Source organism: Acidaminobacter hydrogenoformans DSM 2784 (assembly GCF_900103005.1).
Classification (GTDB): domain Bacteria; phylum Bacillota; class Clostridia; order Peptostreptococcales; family Acidaminobacteraceae; genus Acidaminobacter; species Acidaminobacter hydrogenoformans.
This window is the reverse complement of record NZ_FMWL01000005.1, coordinates 33,081-51,139: the sequence shown is the minus strand read 5'-3', so window position 1 is coordinate 51,139 and position 18,059 is coordinate 33,081. Positions and strand designations below refer to the sequence as shown.

General features: G+C 50.3%; 15 protein-coding genes. 6 read left to right on the top strand and 9 right to left on the bottom strand.

What is annotated here, in order from left to right; genetic code table 11:
* Window positions 1–246: 246 nt before the first annotated feature.
* The 4 genes from BLP63_RS06560 to BLP63_RS06545 all read left to right on the top strand — a co-directional run bounded on the left by BLP63_RS06560 (window position 247) and on the right by BLP63_RS06545 (window position 5,112).
* Window positions 247–1,788 (top strand): sigma-54 interaction domain-containing protein, encoded by a 1,542-nt coding sequence (locus BLP63_RS06560; RefSeq protein ID WP_170829335.1) that lies wholly within the window; start codon window positions 247–249, stop codon window positions 1,786–1,788.
* A gap of 459 nt (window positions 1,789–2,247) precedes the next feature.
* Complete coding sequence (locus BLP63_RS06555; protein WP_242870825.1) at window positions 2,248–3,069, top strand: DAPG hydrolase family protein; 822 nt, start codon at window positions 2,248–2,250, stop codon at window positions 3,067–3,069.
* Between the two features lie 53 nt (window positions 3,070–3,122).
* A complete protein-coding gene (locus tag BLP63_RS06550; RefSeq protein WP_092590114.1) occupies window positions 3,123–3,362 on the top strand; it encodes a 4Fe-4S dicluster domain-containing protein in 240 nt (79 codons plus the stop codon).
* Window positions 3,363–3,402: 40 nt separating this feature from the next.
* Window positions 3,403–5,112, top strand: coding sequence for an FAD-dependent oxidoreductase (locus BLP63_RS06545; RefSeq protein ID WP_092590113.1), 1,710 nt, complete (start codon window positions 3,403–3,405; stop codon window positions 5,110–5,112).
* Between the two features lie 178 nt (window positions 5,113–5,290).
* On the opposite strand, the gene chrA is transcribed toward BLP63_RS06545, so the two are convergent.
* The 6 genes from chrA to BLP63_RS06515 form a co-directional block, all read right to left on the bottom strand.
* Complete coding sequence (chrA, locus tag BLP63_RS06540) at window positions 5,291–6,463, bottom strand: chromate efflux transporter (RefSeq protein ID WP_092590112.1); 1,173 nt, start codon at window positions 6,461–6,463, stop codon at window positions 5,291–5,293.
* A gap of 34 nt (window positions 6,464–6,497) precedes the next feature.
* Window positions 6,498–7,742: an MFS transporter gene (locus BLP63_RS06535; RefSeq protein WP_092590111.1), complete on the bottom strand. Its 1,245-nt coding sequence runs from the start codon at window positions 7,740–7,742 to the stop codon at window positions 6,498–6,500.
* 44 nt (window positions 7,743–7,786) lie between these two features.
* Window positions 7,787–8,563 carry an ABC transporter permease gene (locus BLP63_RS06530; RefSeq protein ID WP_092590110.1) on the bottom strand — a complete coding sequence of 259 codons (777 nt, stop codon included), beginning with the start codon at window positions 8,561–8,563 and terminating at the stop codon, window positions 7,787–7,789.
* Window positions 8,560–9,198 (bottom strand): ABC transporter ATP-binding protein, encoded by a 639-nt coding sequence (locus BLP63_RS06525; RefSeq protein ID WP_092590109.1) that lies wholly within the window; start codon window positions 9,196–9,198, stop codon window positions 8,560–8,562. Before BLP63_RS06525 ends, BLP63_RS06530 begins: the two co-directional genes overlap by 4 nt.
* Complete coding sequence (locus BLP63_RS06520) at window positions 9,191–9,538, bottom strand: PadR family transcriptional regulator (RefSeq protein WP_092590108.1); 348 nt, start codon at window positions 9,536–9,538, stop codon at window positions 9,191–9,193. The genes BLP63_RS06525 and BLP63_RS06520 overlap by 8 nt, the downstream gene beginning before the upstream one ends.
* Window positions 9,539–9,794: 256 nt before the next feature.
* Window positions 9,795–11,099 carry an MFS transporter gene (locus tag BLP63_RS06515; RefSeq protein ID WP_242870824.1) on the bottom strand — a complete coding sequence of 435 codons (1,305 nt, stop codon included), beginning with the start codon at window positions 11,097–11,099 and terminating at the stop codon, window positions 9,795–9,797.
* A 370-nt stretch (window positions 11,100–11,469) separates the two neighbouring features.
* Here BLP63_RS06515 and BLP63_RS06510 point away from each other — a divergent pair, with 370 nt between their 5' ends.
* The gene (locus tag BLP63_RS06510; RefSeq protein ID WP_092590107.1) at window positions 11,470–12,123 is read left to right on the top strand and encodes a hypothetical protein; all 654 of its coding nucleotides are present in this window, start codon (window positions 11,470–11,472) and stop codon (window positions 12,121–12,123) included.
* Between the two features lie 305 nt (window positions 12,124–12,428).
* Here the strand turns inward: BLP63_RS06510 and BLP63_RS06500 are convergent, their stop codons facing one another.
* Window positions 12,429–13,271 carry a radical SAM protein gene (locus BLP63_RS06500; protein ID WP_092590279.1) on the bottom strand — a complete coding sequence of 281 codons (843 nt, stop codon included), beginning with the start codon at window positions 13,269–13,271 and terminating at the stop codon, window positions 12,429–12,431.
* Window positions 13,272–13,686: 415 nt separating this feature from the next.
* On the opposite strand from BLP63_RS06500, the gene BLP63_RS06495 reads away from it, so the two are divergent.
* Entirely contained in the window at window positions 13,687–15,147 is a 1,461-nt protein-coding gene (locus tag BLP63_RS06495) for a YfcC family protein (protein ID WP_092590105.1), read from the top strand.
* A 183-nt stretch (window positions 15,148–15,330) separates the two neighbouring features.
* On the opposite strand, the gene BLP63_RS06490 is transcribed toward BLP63_RS06495, so the two are convergent.
* Entirely contained in the window at window positions 15,331–16,929 is a 1,599-nt protein-coding gene (locus tag BLP63_RS06490; protein ID WP_092590104.1) for a sodium:solute symporter, read from the bottom strand.
* 87 nt (window positions 16,930–17,016) lie between these two features.
* Window positions 17,017–18,036, bottom strand: coding sequence for a nuclear transport factor 2 family protein (locus BLP63_RS06485; RefSeq protein WP_092590103.1), 1,020 nt, complete (start codon window positions 18,034–18,036; stop codon window positions 17,017–17,019).
* Window positions 18,037–18,059 lie beyond the last annotated feature (23 nt).

The following is an 18,059-nucleotide window of genomic DNA, read 5'->3' as shown; positions in this document are numbered from 1 at the left end:
CCCAAGGCACCACAGCCGCATCCACAGCAAATAATTCATAATTGAATTGTATCGCTAAGCCCAATCCGAAGCAAGGCATTTTTCAGTGCGGGCCAGTGAGCGACAAACGCCAGGGCTTCCATCTCATGTTCACCAGGCAGAATAATGGCATCCACTTTTCCACAGACTGCGGCAGACTACTCTGCGATAATAAAAAGAATAGTATATAATGAACGTAGAGAGTATCAGCCTGAAGGAGGCTATTCTATGGACACAAAAAAATCAGTCAAAATGAATATCTCAAAAATTATTGGCCCTATGTATGCTGCCTCTGGCATGCCAACGGAGCTTGATGTTTTCGCTTTGACAGAAGCTTTATTTGATGGTTTTTATGTGACTGACAACAGTGGCGTTGTAATCTCCGCCAACAAATGGTATACGGAGTTAACCGGCATCCCTGCTGAAGATATTATTGGCAAGCCCATTCAAGAGGTATTGAACCACAAATACATCTTTGGTGAATACCTTTTGACGTTGCCTCATTATGCAAATGGCGACGCACCAGGTACAATTGACAGCGTTGACGAGAAAAAATCGGAAAAACCTTTCGCTATTTCATCTCTGGTGCTGGAATCCGGTAAGGAAGTTTATGCTTTGGCGACCATTGGCATACAAAACAAATCCAGAAAGGTCATGTTTGTAGGCATTCCCGTTTTTGATGAGGCGGGTCGAATTAATTTCGTTATGACCGTCATCAGAGAGCTGAGCAGTATGTCCAATCTTGAAATGAGGCTCAACGACGCTGAGACCAGGCAAATCGCAGAGCGCAGGGCCGCTGCTCAAAACCCTCCTGACGCTGACGGAAAAAGTGCGTTGCTTGGCAATGCGCCTTCCATCTCAAGGATCCGCCAGCTCATCCAATATGTGGCTAAAACGGATGCGACGATCTTGATCACCGGCGAAACGGGGACGGGCAAAGAAATCGTCGCCAAAGAGATTCACAAGAAGAGCTTGAGAAAAGGAAAGCCTTATCTGACAGTCAACTGCGCCGCCATCCCGGAGGGACTTATTGAGGCCGAGCTGTTCGGTTATGAAAAAGGGGCTTTCACTTCTGCCCATGGCGGTCGGAAGGCTGGCTATTTCGAGCAGGCTCACGGCGGCACCATCCTTCTGGACGAAATTGGAGAAATGCCCCTTCACCTGCAGTCCAAGCTGCTTCGCGTCTTGCAGGAAAAGGAGATTTTCAGGCTTGGGAGCACCAAAGCCGTCCCAGTGGATGTCAGGGTACTGGCGGCTACGAACCAAAACCTCTTCAGCAGGATCAGCGAAGGCGCTTTCAGGGAGGACCTCTATTACAGATTAAATGTGGTGCATATAGAGCTGCCGCCACTGAGGGAACGGCGTGAAGACATCCCGCTGCTGGCTGAGCATTTTCTCAGCACGGCCAATCAACGCTATTCCAAGGCGAAATCTCTGGACAGCTCGGCTTACAAAGCGCTTTTGCTGCGGTCTTGGCCGGGGAATGTCAGGGAATTGAAAAACCTGGTGGAACGGCTGGTGATTATTGGCGAAGCACCTGTCATTTCAGATATTGAGCTCTTTGGCAACAAGGTTGAGGAGAAATCCGAGTTTCAAGCGCCCTTATCCGAAACGTCTACCCTTAAGGAGCGGATGGATGCCACTGCCAGAGCTGCCATAGAGGCAGCACTGAAAAAGCATGGCAGTACCAGAAAGGCTGCGAAGGCACTGGGCATCAGTCAGCCGACCCTTGTGCGCAAGACAAAAGAGCTGGGGATTCTGACAGAGTGATCCATTATTGAATCTATTGATTTGAATTTGAATTTAATTGATTTATGCATCTAAAATAATGCTTGTCACCCCTACAGCATTTGCTCCGCACCGGGTTGTACGTTATGTTAACCAAGCTACTTCAGTCTATTTAAAGCTCATGACAAGTCTGCAAAACGACTCATGAGCTTTCATTTTTTTTGAATAGGAACCCAATTTTATCAGTATTAATATGAGCTCTTACACCATATTAAGCGTCATGGGGATAAAAACGATTCAAAAATGGTTCGCTTTATGCGCCGTGCCAGGCCAGCATCACGCTTCCATTTGCACGCGCAAATTAATTCAAGCATCCAAAAGCCGCTGAATTGAGGGACTTAAGACCATCGGCACCAAAGTACTGTATGGATTGTTAATAATTTGGCACTGCTTTTGCAATACTATAGGGCATACCGAATACATAAAAAGGAAGGTGCTTCTATGGCAATGCCAAAGCAAGGCAAAGTCCCCGTCACGGAACAAGACACGCTGAAAAGCTACTTCAAGTACTATCACGACGAAATGACACCCGCGCCGCGTGAACGCTACGAAGAGGTTCTCAGAGGTCCAGTCGATCCAAGAAAAGCGCTGAAGTTCAAAGACAGAAATGATCTCTTCAAACCGGGTTACCTGGATGTGGAAGTGGGCTACTGCGTTATGGAGGATGGCACCGGCTTCGTGGCCAACCTGACGGAGATGCCCGGCGTCACCGCTGAAATGTTCGATTGGTGGTTCGCCTGGCACGGCCTGGACAATTTAAGATATACCATCTGGGACCACGAGGATCACTTCAGCGCTTCCTCCATGCAAAAATCCCGCGCCTTGGACACCGATCTCTCCCTTCGCGAACGCTACTGGGATACCACCCACGAAGTTCTGGAGGATGTAGGCATGGGTCCGGAGGGGCTCTTTATTCACTTCAGATATCCAGGGGATTTGGGCTTTAGTGTGAACCAGCTCGGTACCGACGCCTGCGGAACCATTGTCTGCGCGAATGGCTACGGCAAAGGCCACCCACCTTTCGCCTCTCCGGATACAATCATGTGCCACTTCATTCGCAATGTTGAAGGCGGCGTCGAGCTGAGAACCCGGTTCTGGATGGGCTGGACGGTCAGAGACGGAAAAGAGATCAAAGCGCTGCCCGATGGTATCAGAATCCCACCCATGGGACCTATGGCACTGCTGCTGCACAACATCAAAGAATTCACCAACCTCGCGACATTACTGCCAAAAATTTACGCCGAAGAAAAGGATCGATTTTAGAATCTGACATCCAGGTTCTTGGTCGCAGATCATAGATTATGGAGGTACCTAACATGGCGAATCATAAAATTAACGTTGATTTTGACAAATGCAGCGGCTGCAAAACCTGCTACAAAGCCTGCTTTGTGGATGTCATCCGCTGGGACGAGACCGCGAAAAAGCCCATTATTGCTTATCCCGAAGACTGTGTTCACTGCACCTATTGCGAGGCTTTGTGCCCCGCTCAGTGCATTGAGGTGAAAATTGACTTTGAAGGCGAACGTCTCTACCAGAATTTTGACCAATACAGATAGGGCTTGATCCGAAAAGCCCAAAAGGAAGGAGCAGGAACGTATGAACGACCAAATAGTGAAACAGCAAAGCCTTACAACCGACGTGCTCATAGTCGGGGGAGGGATCGCGGGACTATCCGCAGCGGTTCGCCTGAAAGAGCTGAATCCCACCCTGGATGTGACCATCATTGAAAAGAACACCACCGGCTACAGCGGCAAAGCCAACCGCGGCGGTGGTGTCCTCCAGTATTTTGATTTCAACAGGTGCAGCCCTGAGCAATTCGTGGCCTACCACGTCCACAATGTGGGCGCTTATCTCGGGGATCAGGACCTGCTTCTGAAGTACGTAAGGATGAACAACGAGATGATTGACAAGCTGGTGGACTGGGGGGTCAAAATTCCATACAACGAAGACGGCTCCCTCAAGGTCATTCCGACCGGCCCACTGGTTGGCATCATAGGCGTCGATCTGGATATTACGCTGCAAGTCAGAAAAACTGCGGTGAAGCGCGGCGTCAAGATCGTTGATAAAGTCGTCATGTCGGATGTGATGACCTGCGGTGGCAAGACCACTGGCGCGGTTGGCTACAGTCTGTTGGATGGCACCTTTTATGTCGTTCAGGCCAAGGCGGTCATTTTAGCCACCGGCAGTCAGAACTACAAGATCATGTCTATGTGGAATGGCCGCGGTGACGGTATTGCCATGGCTTATCGCGCCGGCGCAGAAATGCGCAACCCCGAGTTTGGGAACTTCGCGCAGCAGTACAAGGCGATCAGCCACCACGACGCCGTGTTTACCGAAAACGTCATGTACAACGCCCTGGGCGAAAACATCACCAAGAATTTCAGACGCTTTCCGGAGGCGGATGTCAGTTCGAAGGCCGTCGCAGAATGGTATCATCAGATGTGCTCAGGAAAAGGTCCGGTTCACATTCGCCCAGAGGAATACGAGGTCACCGCGCATGGCGATGCCATGTTTACGACGCCGTATGTCTGGAACAGGCCTTATGGCATCAAAATTTGGCAGAAAATCTATGGCAAGGCCGCTGAGGCAGATGGCGACAACAAAGAAATCGTCATGTGCCTGGTGGGCGAGCAGTCCCCGGTCAAGGTTGGCCACAACATGCAGACGACGCTCCCTGGACTGTACGCCATTGGCGATTTGAGCTACACCGGGTCAGGCTCTCCAGGTGCGGTTCCAGCGCCTCCGGGACGAAACCGCGGCTCCGGCATTCTCAACGCCGTATTCAACGGCCTCGAAGCGGCCGCTTCAATTTCGGAATCAGCGTCTGATTTGCAGCTGGTCGAACCGGAGCAACCTCAGATTGAGGCATTGAAAGCGCGGGCCTTCGCGCCGCTTAACAGAGCAAGCGGCATTTCCGCTGAAGAGGTCATGGAAGATGTCCGGGAAGCGATTGGTCCAGTTGAATACAGTGTCTATATGAGTGAGCACCGCCTGGATATTGGGCTTCGAAAAGTCCTGAAAGCCAAGGCCAAGCTGGCTTCGCTGAAGGCGACCGATTTCCACGACCTTTGCAGCTGCCACGAGGCGGAGGCTATGGTACTGTCCGCGGAAATGCAGTTCCGGGCTGCCTCCATGCGCAAGGAGTCCCGCGGCTGGTTCCTGAGAGAGGACTACCCTCAGATGGACAATGAGAACTGGCTGAAATATATTGTCGTGAAAAATGTGAACGGCGAAATGGCTCTGAATACAGAAGATGTCCCTGTTGAAAAGTGGCAGATCAAGCCGCCGTTTGTGCCGGCGAGATAAGTATTCAAGGTTGGCGACGCGGCCAAAAAAAATCTGCAGCCGCAGCTTATGCGCGCCCTAATCCACTGCGTCAAAATTCAAGAAAAAGAACCATGAATTTCAGGCCAGCAGGCTGATAATTCATGGTTCTTTTCTTTTTGAAAATGACCTTTGGAATCCTCTTTCTTTCCTTTATCAGCTACAACAAAAATCCCGCCGCAAGCGCCATCAACACAATAATTGGCGCGGGCACCTTCTTTGTCACCAGAAGCGCAATGGTCACCGCTGACACTATAAGATTATCCAGTTGAAAACCGCTCTTTTGCATAACGATCACTGCCGCCACCGCAATCATACCGCCAGCTACAGCATTGATGCCCTTCAGCGCAATCTTGATCCCGCGGATCTGTCTGAGCCGCTCCCATATAGGGAAAATGAAATAGATCAGCAGCAGCCCCGGCAAAAAAATGCCAACGCCACTCACTGCCGCACCCATTACCTGTGTCAGCGCACCATAGCTGCGAGCTGCCATGCCGCCCACATAAGCGCTGAAGCTGAACATAGGCCCCGGAAGACCCTGGACGAGTCCATAACCCGTCAGGAATTCCTGATTGCTCATATATTGCCTGATGTCCACCATTTCGCTGTACATAACAGGTACAACCACCTGGCCCCCGCCAAAGACGAGATAGCCATATCTGTAAAAGCTCTCAAAGAGATGGACAATGATATTGTCCCAGGTCAGCGTCAAAACAATACTGGCGACCGCAAAGACTGCAAAAATACCTAAATACCGCCAAGGCGGGTTCAGCTTTACCCGGTTCCAGACGTCCTTTTCCTGAGAAGCCAGAACACTTACCGCGCCGCCAACCAATAAAACCAATGGGAATACCCATGGGGAACGGATAAAATAGGTGGTCACCGCGCCAAATACAAGCAGCAGCACTGTCAGCCGGTTGATTGCCACCTTCCTGCCAATCCGGTAAGCGGCCACGACAATGAAGCCCACCGCCAGCGGCCCTATATAGCGCAGACTGTCGCTTGAAAGGTTCATCATGTCGAGAAACTGATAGACAAACGACAGCAGCGTCATCAGCACCAGGACCGGCAGCGCCCAGACCAGCATGGTGAGAAAGCCAAGTACCGGTCCTCCCGTCTTATAGCCAATAGACACTATGGTCTGGGTGCTGGTGGGACCAGGTAAAATGCTGCAAAGTGCCACGAGCTCAATGAGCTCCTCTTCGCTGAGATAGTGTTTTTTTGTCACCAGCTGATCAATGAAGACGCCAATATGGGCCTCCGGGCCACCGTAAGCGCCAAGAGAACAGATTAAAACATCTTTCAGAAACGTTGCTCGACTGACTTTATTCATATGACCTCCTGTTTAAGGGTCCGCACCCCTTTAATCAACGTCCGGCAATGGCCTTCAGTTTGAAAAAAACAACCATTGCCACCAGCTCCGCAGTGATGGCCAGCGTCACAATCCAGTCTGTCCTCCCAAGATCATAAAACCACCCCATGAGTGCCGCACCACCCAGCAGAGCCAGACCATAACCCGCATTAAAGATGCCATAGCCGGTGCCCCGTTTATTATAAGGTGTCATGTCTGCGATTGCTGAGCGCATAATGGTTTCATGAAGACCGAGAATGCCACCAAAGATCAGCATTCCGAGAATGATTTGCCAGTGAACATGACTCAGCGTCAGCCACGGCAGTGCCAATGTGGCAATGGGAATAACGCCCAAAAGCATCAGGCCGCCGCTCTTTGCACCTCTTCTGCGCTTCAGCCGGTCGTATTCCCGCCCGGAAATCAAGGCCGTCAAGGCGTCAACTGCCATGGCTGCGGCGTAGAGGAGGGTGATGTGACCATCGGCAAACAGTCCTTGGGATTTGAGATGATAGCCAACGACGCTAAAATTCACAAGGCCTATAGTGGCAAAAAACGTAAAAGCCGTATAGACCCAAAATACCGGTTGAAGCGGCTGCCCATTCGGCTGCCGGGTCTGACTCGGTTCCGGCAGAAGCTGCGCCCTCTCGACCTCGCGGCGGGCAAAGCTCAAAAAAAGGAGCAGCAGCACAAAAGGAATGGCCAGCAACCGGTAGCCCAATTGATAGTCGTTTGGTGCGGGACTGTCCCCAACCAGAAAGAAGACCATGGTGAAAATCAGGGGGCCGCCAAAAGCGCCCAGCTGGTCGAGGGCCTCCTGGATGCCGAAGGCCAGACCAATGCCAACAGAAGCATTCTTCCTTGCGCCCGCCCCGGAAGCCACGCCGGAAAGCACGGTGTCCTTGGCGGGGTTGCGCAGCGCCTTGCCTATGCGCTCCATCAGGACGAGCACGACAATGGCATTCCAGTTTTGGGTTAGGCCCAGCAGGGGCACGGAAAGCAGCATGCCGTAGCCTGCGAACATGAATGCCCAGTGGCGTCCGGTTTTGTCCGAGAAAATCCCTGCAAACAGCCGCAGCATATAGCCCAGAAATTCACCAAGTCCAAAGACGAGGCCAATCTGCGCCGCGCTGACGCCTATCAGCGTGAAATACTGACTGTTGGCGCTGCGGGCGCCTTCATAAACCAAGTCCCCCAGCAGGCTGATGATCCCGAAAAGCAGGATGACCTTCATGGCGGGGCTGGTACGCTTCAGTTTGTCCATTGAAACGCCTCCTTTGGTGGCGTGGGACCATCGGCAAAAAATCCCTAAATCAGTTGGTCCTGATCATTAAAAAACGTCTTGTACCCAAACTGCAGCAGGAGGATGACCGTCAGGGACACCGACCCCAGGATGCCCATCATGATGGCAATCTGGTAGGTCACCGCAGTGGTGGGTGCCGTGCCGGACAGGATCTGGCCGGTCATCATGCCCGGCAGCGAGATCACGCCCATGCCCAGCATGGAATTGATGGATGGCATGATGGCCGCGTCAAAGGTGGAATTGATGATGTCGTGAGTGGCCACCTTGGGCGTGGCCCCCAAATTCAGCGCGTCCTCCACCAGCTGCCGCTGGGTCGTCATGCCATCGATCAGGGACTTGACCCCCAGGGAGATGCCCGTCATGGAGTTGCCTATCATCATGCCCGCCAGGGGGATGAAGTACTGGGGCTGGTACCAGGGATCAATCTGGACTACCACCAGGATGAAATAAAAGATACAGCTGAAGGTCCCTGCTGCCATGGCCCCGGCAATGGTTTTTTTCAGGCCCGCCGACAGCTTGCCCCTAAATTTCTGAAACACCGTAAAAATGGCGTAGGAGACCATGAGGGTAATGATCAGCAGCGTTATAAAGGGATTGGGTTTACTGAAGATAAAGGTAAGGACATAGCCTGTCAGGATCAGCTGCACCGTCATTCTGAGGGACGCCAGCAGAATTTCCCGCTCCCGGCGAATCCCGCGCTTGATGACAATGCTCAGGACGACCAGCACAAAGACGTAGGACAGCATGACCTGCCAGACCGATAGAGTAATCACGCCGCTCATGATGTCGCCCCCCTGACCTGTGCCCGACCGGCGTCGAATTCAATGATCTCGTCCGCGAACTGCGCCGCTACCGCCTTGGAGTGGGTCACCATGACAATGGACTGGCCGCCCTTTCGGGCCTGTTCAACTACCAGGCTGATGACGGATTCCTCCGTGGCGTCGTCCAGCGCCGAGGACGGCTCGTCCAGAAGATACACCTCCGGCTTCAGCAGGAACACCCGGCCTATGGCCAGTCGCTGCTTCTCCCCGCCGGACAGCCGGTCCACCGGGGTGTCCAGGGCTTTGTTCAAATGCACCCGCTCCAGCATGTCGAGCATTTCCGCTTCGGTGGGCAGCGGCCGCTGCTGGAACTTGAAGCCAATCTCCAGGTTGTGCCTGAGATCCCCTTTAAAAATGGCGGGCTGCTGGGACAGCATCAGCACCTCCCGGCGCAGCTTGACGGAGGAGAGCTGACTCAGCTCTGTTCCCTTATATTGAATGCTCCCCGCCGTGGGCGATATGGATTTGTTGAGCAGCCGCAGCAATGTGGTTTTGCCGCTGCCGCTGGCCCCTACAATAACTGTGATACCCTCGCCTATGCTGAGCTGAGGGATATCGAGGACCTCTTCATATTTTAGGTTCTGGATTTCAAACATTTTGACGGCTTACCTCCTGGGTGTCAAATTTCTCGATGCCAATTTCCTTTATCAGTTCGGCGAGATACTTTTTTGAAGCTGCGAGCTCCGCCTTCCCCTCGGCTGTCGTGACATAATATTTTCTTATCTTCCCGTTGACATTTTCCTCGTACTGCTCGAGGAGCTTCTCCTTTTCAAGATGATGCAAAATGGGATACAGCGTTCCCGGGCTGAGCTTGTAGCCGTGCTCGGAAAGCTCTTCAATAAGCCAGCTGCCAAACACAGGCGTTTCGCTGGCGTGGTGCAGGATGTGAAGGATGATGAAGCCTTGAAACAGGCGTTTATTGACGTATCCGCTCATGTGGACCTCACTTTCGGAAGCTCAGATTAAAGCTTTTAATTCTTTTTCGGTTTTCGTTATCGCTTTTCGATATTATTGTAACACGGTGTCCATTCTGACGTCAAGAGAAGCTGTATCGCGGGGGGCAGATGATAAAATGGGGCAATATAAATGACCATCGGCAATCCGGGGGGATTTTTGCCAATGGTCATCTTCAAAAAAATCTCTTATTCGCTTTTTTATTAGGAGCTGCACACGTCAGCGCGCGCGTCCCAGCTTAGTTCGACGAGCTCACAAACACATTTTCCGCCTTTGTCTCCGTCGCGAAGAACGACACCAGCGCGCTGACAGCCACGACCGCGATGAGCACCTGGAACGCCTTTTCATATCCCAGCTGCGGCGCGGCACTGTACGCATCCAGGATTTTTCCCATCACAACAGGCAGAACCGCTGCCCCGGCGAAGCCAATGCAGTTGACCACACCCGTCGCAATGCCCGCAAGCCTTCGGTCGTTGACTTCATTGGCAATCGTCCAGGTCATGGTGAAATTCGTGATGGCAAAGCCATGGAGGAACAGGAACACCGGCAGCACCGACACAGGCATCTTTACGTAGACAAACAGCAGCCAGCCCGCCAGGGATAAAACACTTAGGGCCACCAGCACAGGTTTGCGCCGTTTGATCCTGTCGGAGATGTAGCCAATTGTCATAGCCCCTACAGCCGAACCAAGCACAGCCGCTATGATCATATTCGCCGCCGGGATGCGCTCCAGCCCATAGCTCGTCATGAGGTACGGGACGCCAAACTGGCCCAGTAAAACAATATAGCCTACATACATGCCTATGTTGACCAGGGAAACCACCCAGGTGCGAGGATTCGAAAGGACGGATTTAAGGGAGGGAAGTACTTTAAGGTCTGACTTGACTGTAGGTCTGCCCTCGAGTTCATCCATGCCCGGCAGTCCCATCTCAGAAGGGTCATCTTTGACGAAGGCCTTTGTCAGGCCGGCGAAAAACAGCATCATCACGCCAAGGGCCACGAAGGTCATGCGCCACCCCAGAAGGCTGGTCGCGTAGACAAGAGGCGTCTGCGCCAGGAGCGCGCCGGAATTTGCGGAAAGACCCACGAAGCCAATCATCAGCGCGAAGTTTCTCGAGTAGAACCATCTGGACTGAATTTTGATCAGGCAGATGAAAACGACGGAAACGCCAATCCCTACCATAAAACGTCCCAGATAGGCGATCGCGAGCGTTGGTGCCAGTCCAAAGATGACTGAGCCTGCGGCGGCCATGAGCGAAAACCAGGTGACGGTCTTTCTCGGGCCAATTTTGTCCGCCAGGATGCCCGACGGGATTTGCATTATGAAATAAGCGTAAAAATACATGGAGCCAATATTTGCGAACTGCGCCGCGCCTATGCCAAAGGCTTCCTGGAGCTCCGCCTTGACAACGCCGGTTGCCATTCTGTGAAAGGTCACGAATATGTACATGAGTGCGAGGATGGTCCATACGACCCATCGGTAACGCTCTAGTTTTTTGACGTCGGGCCTGTCCATTGCCATACCTTGACTTGTTTGGATCATTAAATTGACCTCCTTAAAAGCTTGAAGCTGTGGATTTAAGTAGTATAAAAATATCATAAAAGGATTATTGGATTCAACGCAATATTTTTCAAAATATTTAAAGGATTTCGAATCCACGTGAAATATTTTTCATATACAATAATTGGATGTTCGTTAAAATGCGTTCAGGATGTCCCTGTCCCCAACCAACACGTGTGGTGCGGCCCAGTCCCCCACCACGAGTCCCTGTCCCCAACCAACGCACCTCTTTTGTTGTCACAATCTGTGACAATAATTTGTCATTGACAATTCTTCCACCGGCTCCATTCACAGCTCAATTCTCAGTTATAATAGAGGAAAATTGTATCACCCACCCAAGGAGGCATTTGAAATGAAGAAACTTCTTTTTCTACTGTTGGCTACAAGCTTGTCGCTGTTTGGCCTGACCGCTTGCGGGGATGACGGTGCAGGTTCCTCAGCCGGCTCCGGCACCTTCCAGGATCCCTATGAGGCCTATGGCCTTGTACGGGAAGAGAGCTACAATGAAGGAAACTGGCTCTCGAGCGCAATGAGTGAGGATCCGCCAAAAGCCATCCGTCTTGAGCCAGTATTTTATTACAGACCGTACTATGAAACAGTGCCACAAAGCGGCGAATTCATCCTTGAAAGAGGCGGCAGCATAAGCGTCGCGCTTGACCTTGAGCTCGTCCATGACTCTGGCGAGACCGTGCCCCTCAAATCCAACATCACCCTGAAATATGACGGCGAGCGTGACGAAGAACTCTTCCATGCCGACACAAGCACCTACGGCAACCCTACCCTTGTGATCAATGGCCTTTATGTGACTGAGCTCCGCCAGCACGACGTCATGGATAAGATGGTTAACATAAATTTTGTCAACCCAGAAAACGGCTATGGCTACAGCTTCGAGGGACCAGGAGAAGAATTCCTGTATGTGGGCCTCGGGGTCGACAAGGGTGAAGCCACCAAGGCAGACGGCAATATTGGATTTCTGTATTTCCGAATCACCGGCATTAAAAAATAAGGGATTCAGCTCGAAGTACTCCACGAGGACGGCCAGGCCAGCATTGACTATCTGCCGTTTACCACCAGTGCCATTGTCATCATAGGATTGTCATTATTACTGGCAATCTGGGCAGAAAAAGCCGCTGACATCATTGAAGGAAGTAAGGCAGGCAAAGAAGTTTAATCTGCGAAAAAGATGATATAAGTGGCTGTGAAATTCAAATTGAACATTGAAAAAAGCGGAGCGGGAGTCTGACTGCGAAAGTGCAGTCAAATCCCGCCCCGCTTCTCGTTTTTTGGTTGGGCCCAGTCCCCCACCAAACATCACACAAAAACCATCCGTTTCGAAATATACCGCTCAACCTCCCGAATCAACCGCACCCGGTCCTCCGGCAGCGTCCCCTTGATCTTGATGATATTCGTGGGATGCGTCGTATCAAAGATCATCCGCTCCGTCGTCTCCAGTTTCTCCAGCAGCGTCCGGATTTCCACCAGTCTTTCCTTGCTGTTCGGAGGCACAAACTCCCCCCGTTCCACCATCTTACTCAGCTCCGTTCCGTAAAAAATCGTCAGGTTCATGGTAATGACTCTGTTTGTCTTAAACTGATTGATCATATCAGCCGTCGCAGCGGCATTCGCCTCGCCATTACCCTCCCCTGCAATCCCATACATTACAATGGTGTTGAACGGCAGCCTGGCCGCGTTTAGCTTCCGGGCCTGTTCCACAGCCTGCACCGCAGTATGCCCCTTTCTCATGACTCTCAGCGCCTCGTCCCGCCCCGTCTCAAAGCCAATGTACAGCAGCCTGAGCCCTTCGTTATGAAGCAGCGCGAGCTCCTCAACCGTATATTTCGAAACACTCCTCACCGAAGCATACGAGGCCACACAGGCGCAGTAAGGCAAATACTGACGAATCAGTGCCAAGATCTTCCTCAGCTTATCAAAGCCCACCCACAACGGATCCGCACCTGTCAAAAACACCTTCTCCGTATAAGGCGGTCCATTGAGCAATTCTTTTTCAATATCCCACAGCGAAATTTCGCTATAGTCATCATCCTTATACATAGAGCAGTATGCGCACTTGTTGTACCAGCAGCCCGTGGTCACCGGCAGCAAAACGGACGCCAATTCGTCCGGCGGAAAGTAGATCGCATGGTTGTCGTACATAATGATCCACTCCTTTATTAAACTTATTCCCCAAAACTCGCCTTTAATATCCAATCTCGTCCATACAAAAATCAAAGCCTCAGAACAGCATTTGCCGATGGTCTCATTAATCACCACCCTCTCCCCTCCAAAGCTCCCCCATATATTTTTACAAACGCCAAATAAATTTTACAAGAAGCATGACATTTTTTACGTCAACCTATAGTAAACTCATATTGAACCTCTCTTTCAAAAGAAATTCTATAAATCTAAAAACTCAAATTGTGTTTTTTCAACACTTCCATACCTCTCCTCAAATAAAAATAAAATTTTAATTACAAAACCTCCAAACTGGCGAGAAATTTGCTAATTATTTAAGCAATTCAGTGATTTCAACAAGCCACCCTGAAAACAACTCTTTTGAGGAGGAGAACACATGTCAGAAACCGCAAAGAATTTGAAACTCGATCAGTCCCAAGAACCCAAAAGCAAGAAGAAAGGCTTTCAACTCCCTCACGTCTACATCATCTTCTTGATTGTCATGCTCCTGGTGGTCGGACTTTCATGGATTGTACCATCCGGTGAGTATGCCAGAGTCGCCGACCCCAACACCGGCGCCATGATCGTCGATCCAACCCAATTCGCATCAGGCGTTGAAGCCAAACCCATCACTGTATTTGACTATTTCAAGGCACTTCATAACGGCGTTGTAGAATCCGCAGGAATCATTGTTATGTTATTACTCGCTTCAGGCTCCATCCACTTACTTAACAAGTCCGGCGCAATGGGCGCTGGGATCCAGGCCCTGATCCGCGTTTCCGGCGGCAAAGAAATTGGCATCATGCTGATCCTCGCGTTTGTCTTCACCCTCATGGGCACTATTGGCCTTGGAGAAGGTGGCATACCGTTCATTCCACTCGTCGTTTCCGTGGCTGTTGGACTCGGCTTTGACAGAGTCACCGGTTTCGCGACTTATGGTGCCGGTATGATGGCAGGCTTCACCGCAGGTGTAGCTAACTTCTATTCCACAGGCATCAGCCAAATGCTGGTAGGCCTCCCGCTCTACTCCGGCATGACCTTCCGCATTATCAGCCTTCTCGTCTTCTTTGTCATAACAGCTGTTTATTTGGTCAGCTACGCCAAAAAAATAAAAAAAGACCCTAACAAGAGCGTCATGGCAGAGGACTATAAAGAACAGCTCGCAACCGTCAAACATGCACAAGAAGATGCGAGTGCCAGCCTCGAGTTCACTACCCGCAGAAAATTGGCGCTTTTCGGCCTTGCAGCAACCTTCATTATCAACGCCTATGGCCCAGTTCAACTCAAGTGGGGCATCCCGGAAATGTCTGCAGTTTGGGTCATGTTTGCCATCGTCCTCGTTTTCATACTGAGGCTCAACCCAAGCCAAACCGCCATTGAATTTGGCAAGGGCGCTGGCGCCATACTTCCTGCGGCTCTCGCGATTGGCTTTGCCCGCTCCGTTGTCCTCCTCATGAACCAGGCAAAAATCGTCGACACCGCCGTTCATGGCCTCGCAAGCTCACTCCAGGGCCAAAGCGCCATTGTCACACTGCTTCTGGTCTTCCTCTCCGTCGTCGCCTTCAACTTCTTCGTCGTCTCCGCCAGCGGCAAGGCCATGATGCTCATGCCAATCCTGGGCCCACTGGCACAAATCCTTAAGATCAACCAGCAAGTCATGGTAACCCTTTATCAGTTTGGCGACGGCATCAGCAACCAGCTCTGGCCAACCAGCGGTGCCCTCATGGCAGGCCTCGCCATGGTCAAGATCGATTTCAAAGCATGGTTCAAGTATGTCTGGAAGCTCCAGATCGTGCTCCACATTGCAGCCTTCATCCTGGTTTACATTGCGCATCTGACGAATTACGGCCCGTTCTAATATAATAAAGTGACGCGGCATAACTTTTAAGTTAAGTTTCACCCATGATGACAAGAGACCATCGGCAACGTTTCTACCGCTCCTAAAAGCTGTAGGAATTTGCCGATGGTCTCTTTTTCGCAGCGCAGCCAAATTTAAACCCATTATAGCCCACTTAATTGGACGCGAAACTTCAACTCACACTTAATACTGTAAAGCAGCCAGCACAACATATTGCGCCATAAAAAACATCAGAACCAGCCACGTATAACGATCCATGTGGAGCGGAAGACATGATACCCCGTCCTCTGTACTATGATTATTCCGAATCAGATATTCGCGCATCCCCAAAATTGTAAACTGGTCCGTCGCAGCCGATTCAGTTTTAGGTTTGGAGACCAAGCTGGCCAGATACCCTATCAGCATGGTGGATCCCGCACCAACCGCCGGATTCCAAAGCCAGTTCGCTCCTGCCGTTTTTCCAAAATATAGAGTCAGTGCAAATCCAATTACGACTCCAAGGGTAACACCCTCGTCGTTTGCTCTTTTCGTTGCCATTGCCAGGATAAACGCCCCACACATTGGCCCTGAAATATAAGAAATATAGCTTCCGACCGTATCCAGCACTGATCTGGTCGTTCCTGAAAAGCTAAAGAGTGTAACAAATATGATACAGATCCCCCATAACAAAGATATGGTCATGGAAAACTTCAGGGTCGTCTCCCTCTCAGCTTTTACAAAAAATCTTTCGTAAATGTCTTTTACAAAGACAGTGGTCATGGAATTGAGCAACGAGTCAATGCTTGACATGGCGGCCGCGAAAACGCCGGCAATCAACAGCCCAATCAAACCAACCGGCAAGTTATTTTGAATGAAAGTGATCATAATTTCATTCGCATTCGAAAACGTCGCACCTTCAAAATAAACATACAATAAAACGCCTAAGATCATAAACGTAAAGTACATAACGTTCATCATTACTGCGCTGAATAAGAACGATCTTTTTAGTCCTTTCATAGATTTTGAAGTCAGCATTCTCTGCACTTGCCCCTGGTCAAAGCCAAAGTAACGCAGCCACATAAAAGTACCACCAATCAAAGTCGCCCAAAAAGTATTCGCGCTGCTAAGCTTCAATGAAAAGTCAAATGCAGCAAGCTTTCCGGCTTCCTTGCCAATTTGAACGGTCTCCATAAATCCTAATTCTAATCCATTAAGAATTATGGCCATTGCAATAAACAGACCACCCCACAGAACCAACATTTGAATCAAATCTGTCCAGATAACCGCTTTAATGCCGCCAAGCAGCGTATACAGGATTGCCACCAGAACAATGACAGGCACAATAACTTCCAATCTCCAACCCGTGAATGTTCTAAGAATGAGGGCAGGGATGAAGACCATTGAACTGATTTGAATTATGGAATTGCTGAGAAAACCAATCACGGTTAAAACTCTTGTCTTCACACCAAGGCGCATTTCAACATACTCATACACTGAAGTAATCTTTAAATGATAAATGATGGGCATAGAGGTCAGCATCACAAAAAATATGGCTAAGGGCACGCCAATATTGACCATGTAAGGTCGGATCCCATCTTGATACGCCCATCCCGGACCTCCTACAAAGCCATTGGCGCTGATCATGGTGGCCGCGACAGAGAAGCCTACCGGAAGCCATGGCATGGCGCGATTCGCAAGGAAATAGTCATTTGAAGTTTTGTTCCCTTTTCCAAGGGTGTAGCCCATGACGATCATGCTGATCAAATAGACAATAATAATCCCGGTGTCCAGAATCGAAAGCATAATTTTCCTCCTCTCTGGTATGTGGAAAAAGGATTATATCGATCCGCCGGTTCACGACGGCATCAAAATAATCCTAAAAACTTATGTTTACTTAGCGCACTCCGGATTAAAAATGGAAGCGGTTCTCTCAATAACATCCAGACCTTGCTGTTTGAGCCAGTATGGAAGATCTATGAACACCCAGTTTTCAGAGAGCTTATCACCTTGTCTGGAGTAGACATCCACGACTTGCATATCCGCCCTGATTTCACCCCCTGGCAAACCAAGGAACCCTCCAGTTGGTGTATTTGAAAGATTGGGCCAGCCAAAGAAACACGCGAAGCTTCCTTCTGCAAACCTGCAAACATGGCCGTTAAAGACTTTGTCCTTCAAGTTGTTTCTAAATGGCAGCTGATGCTGGGCTTGATAGCGTGGAATTGTATAGCTGGCGCCAATTCCGGCAGGGCCATACCAGATCATATTGTCGTGCCATGTCTTTTGAAGCACCTCAGGCGGACAGCCACCTGCGCCACTCTTATTGAGTTCTGTCAGATCATCCACCATGGCGTTGACGAGCGCAAGTGTCTTTATGCCTTCTTCTTCCGGGGCATCTTCAAACAATAAGCCTTGATGGGATCTTGGTCCGGGATAAACAAAATATTGACCTGTGGAAGGCGGTAATGGATTCGCGCCTGCCTGCTGCATAAACCCTATCAGATCTACAAAGAGTCCCGTTTTGGTGATTTTCCCATCCTCGACACAATTGAATTCAGCGTACCTTAAATGCATCATCTTTCCTGTTTTTCTAATGCCTAACCAGTCTTCATCAAAGAGCCCCACAAAATGGCCCATGCTCATGACCCAAGGCTCATGCCCAATTTCATTCGTTCCCGCAATGAAAATATCCTGCCGCCTCTGTAAATGTTTAAGCGCATTCATGAGGGGCTTCCAGAAAACTTCAGCCGCTGCCGTGGCACCAGATTGTTCCCTGAAGGGATAGACCCCTCGCCAGTCATAATCTTCCGACATGAACGTCTTCAAGACATTTTCAACATTATCACACGTTGAAGCCTCAAGTGCATTAAAATATGCGCTGACAACGTTTTTTATTTCCTGATACTTTCCCATGATCATACTCCTGTCTAAAGGTT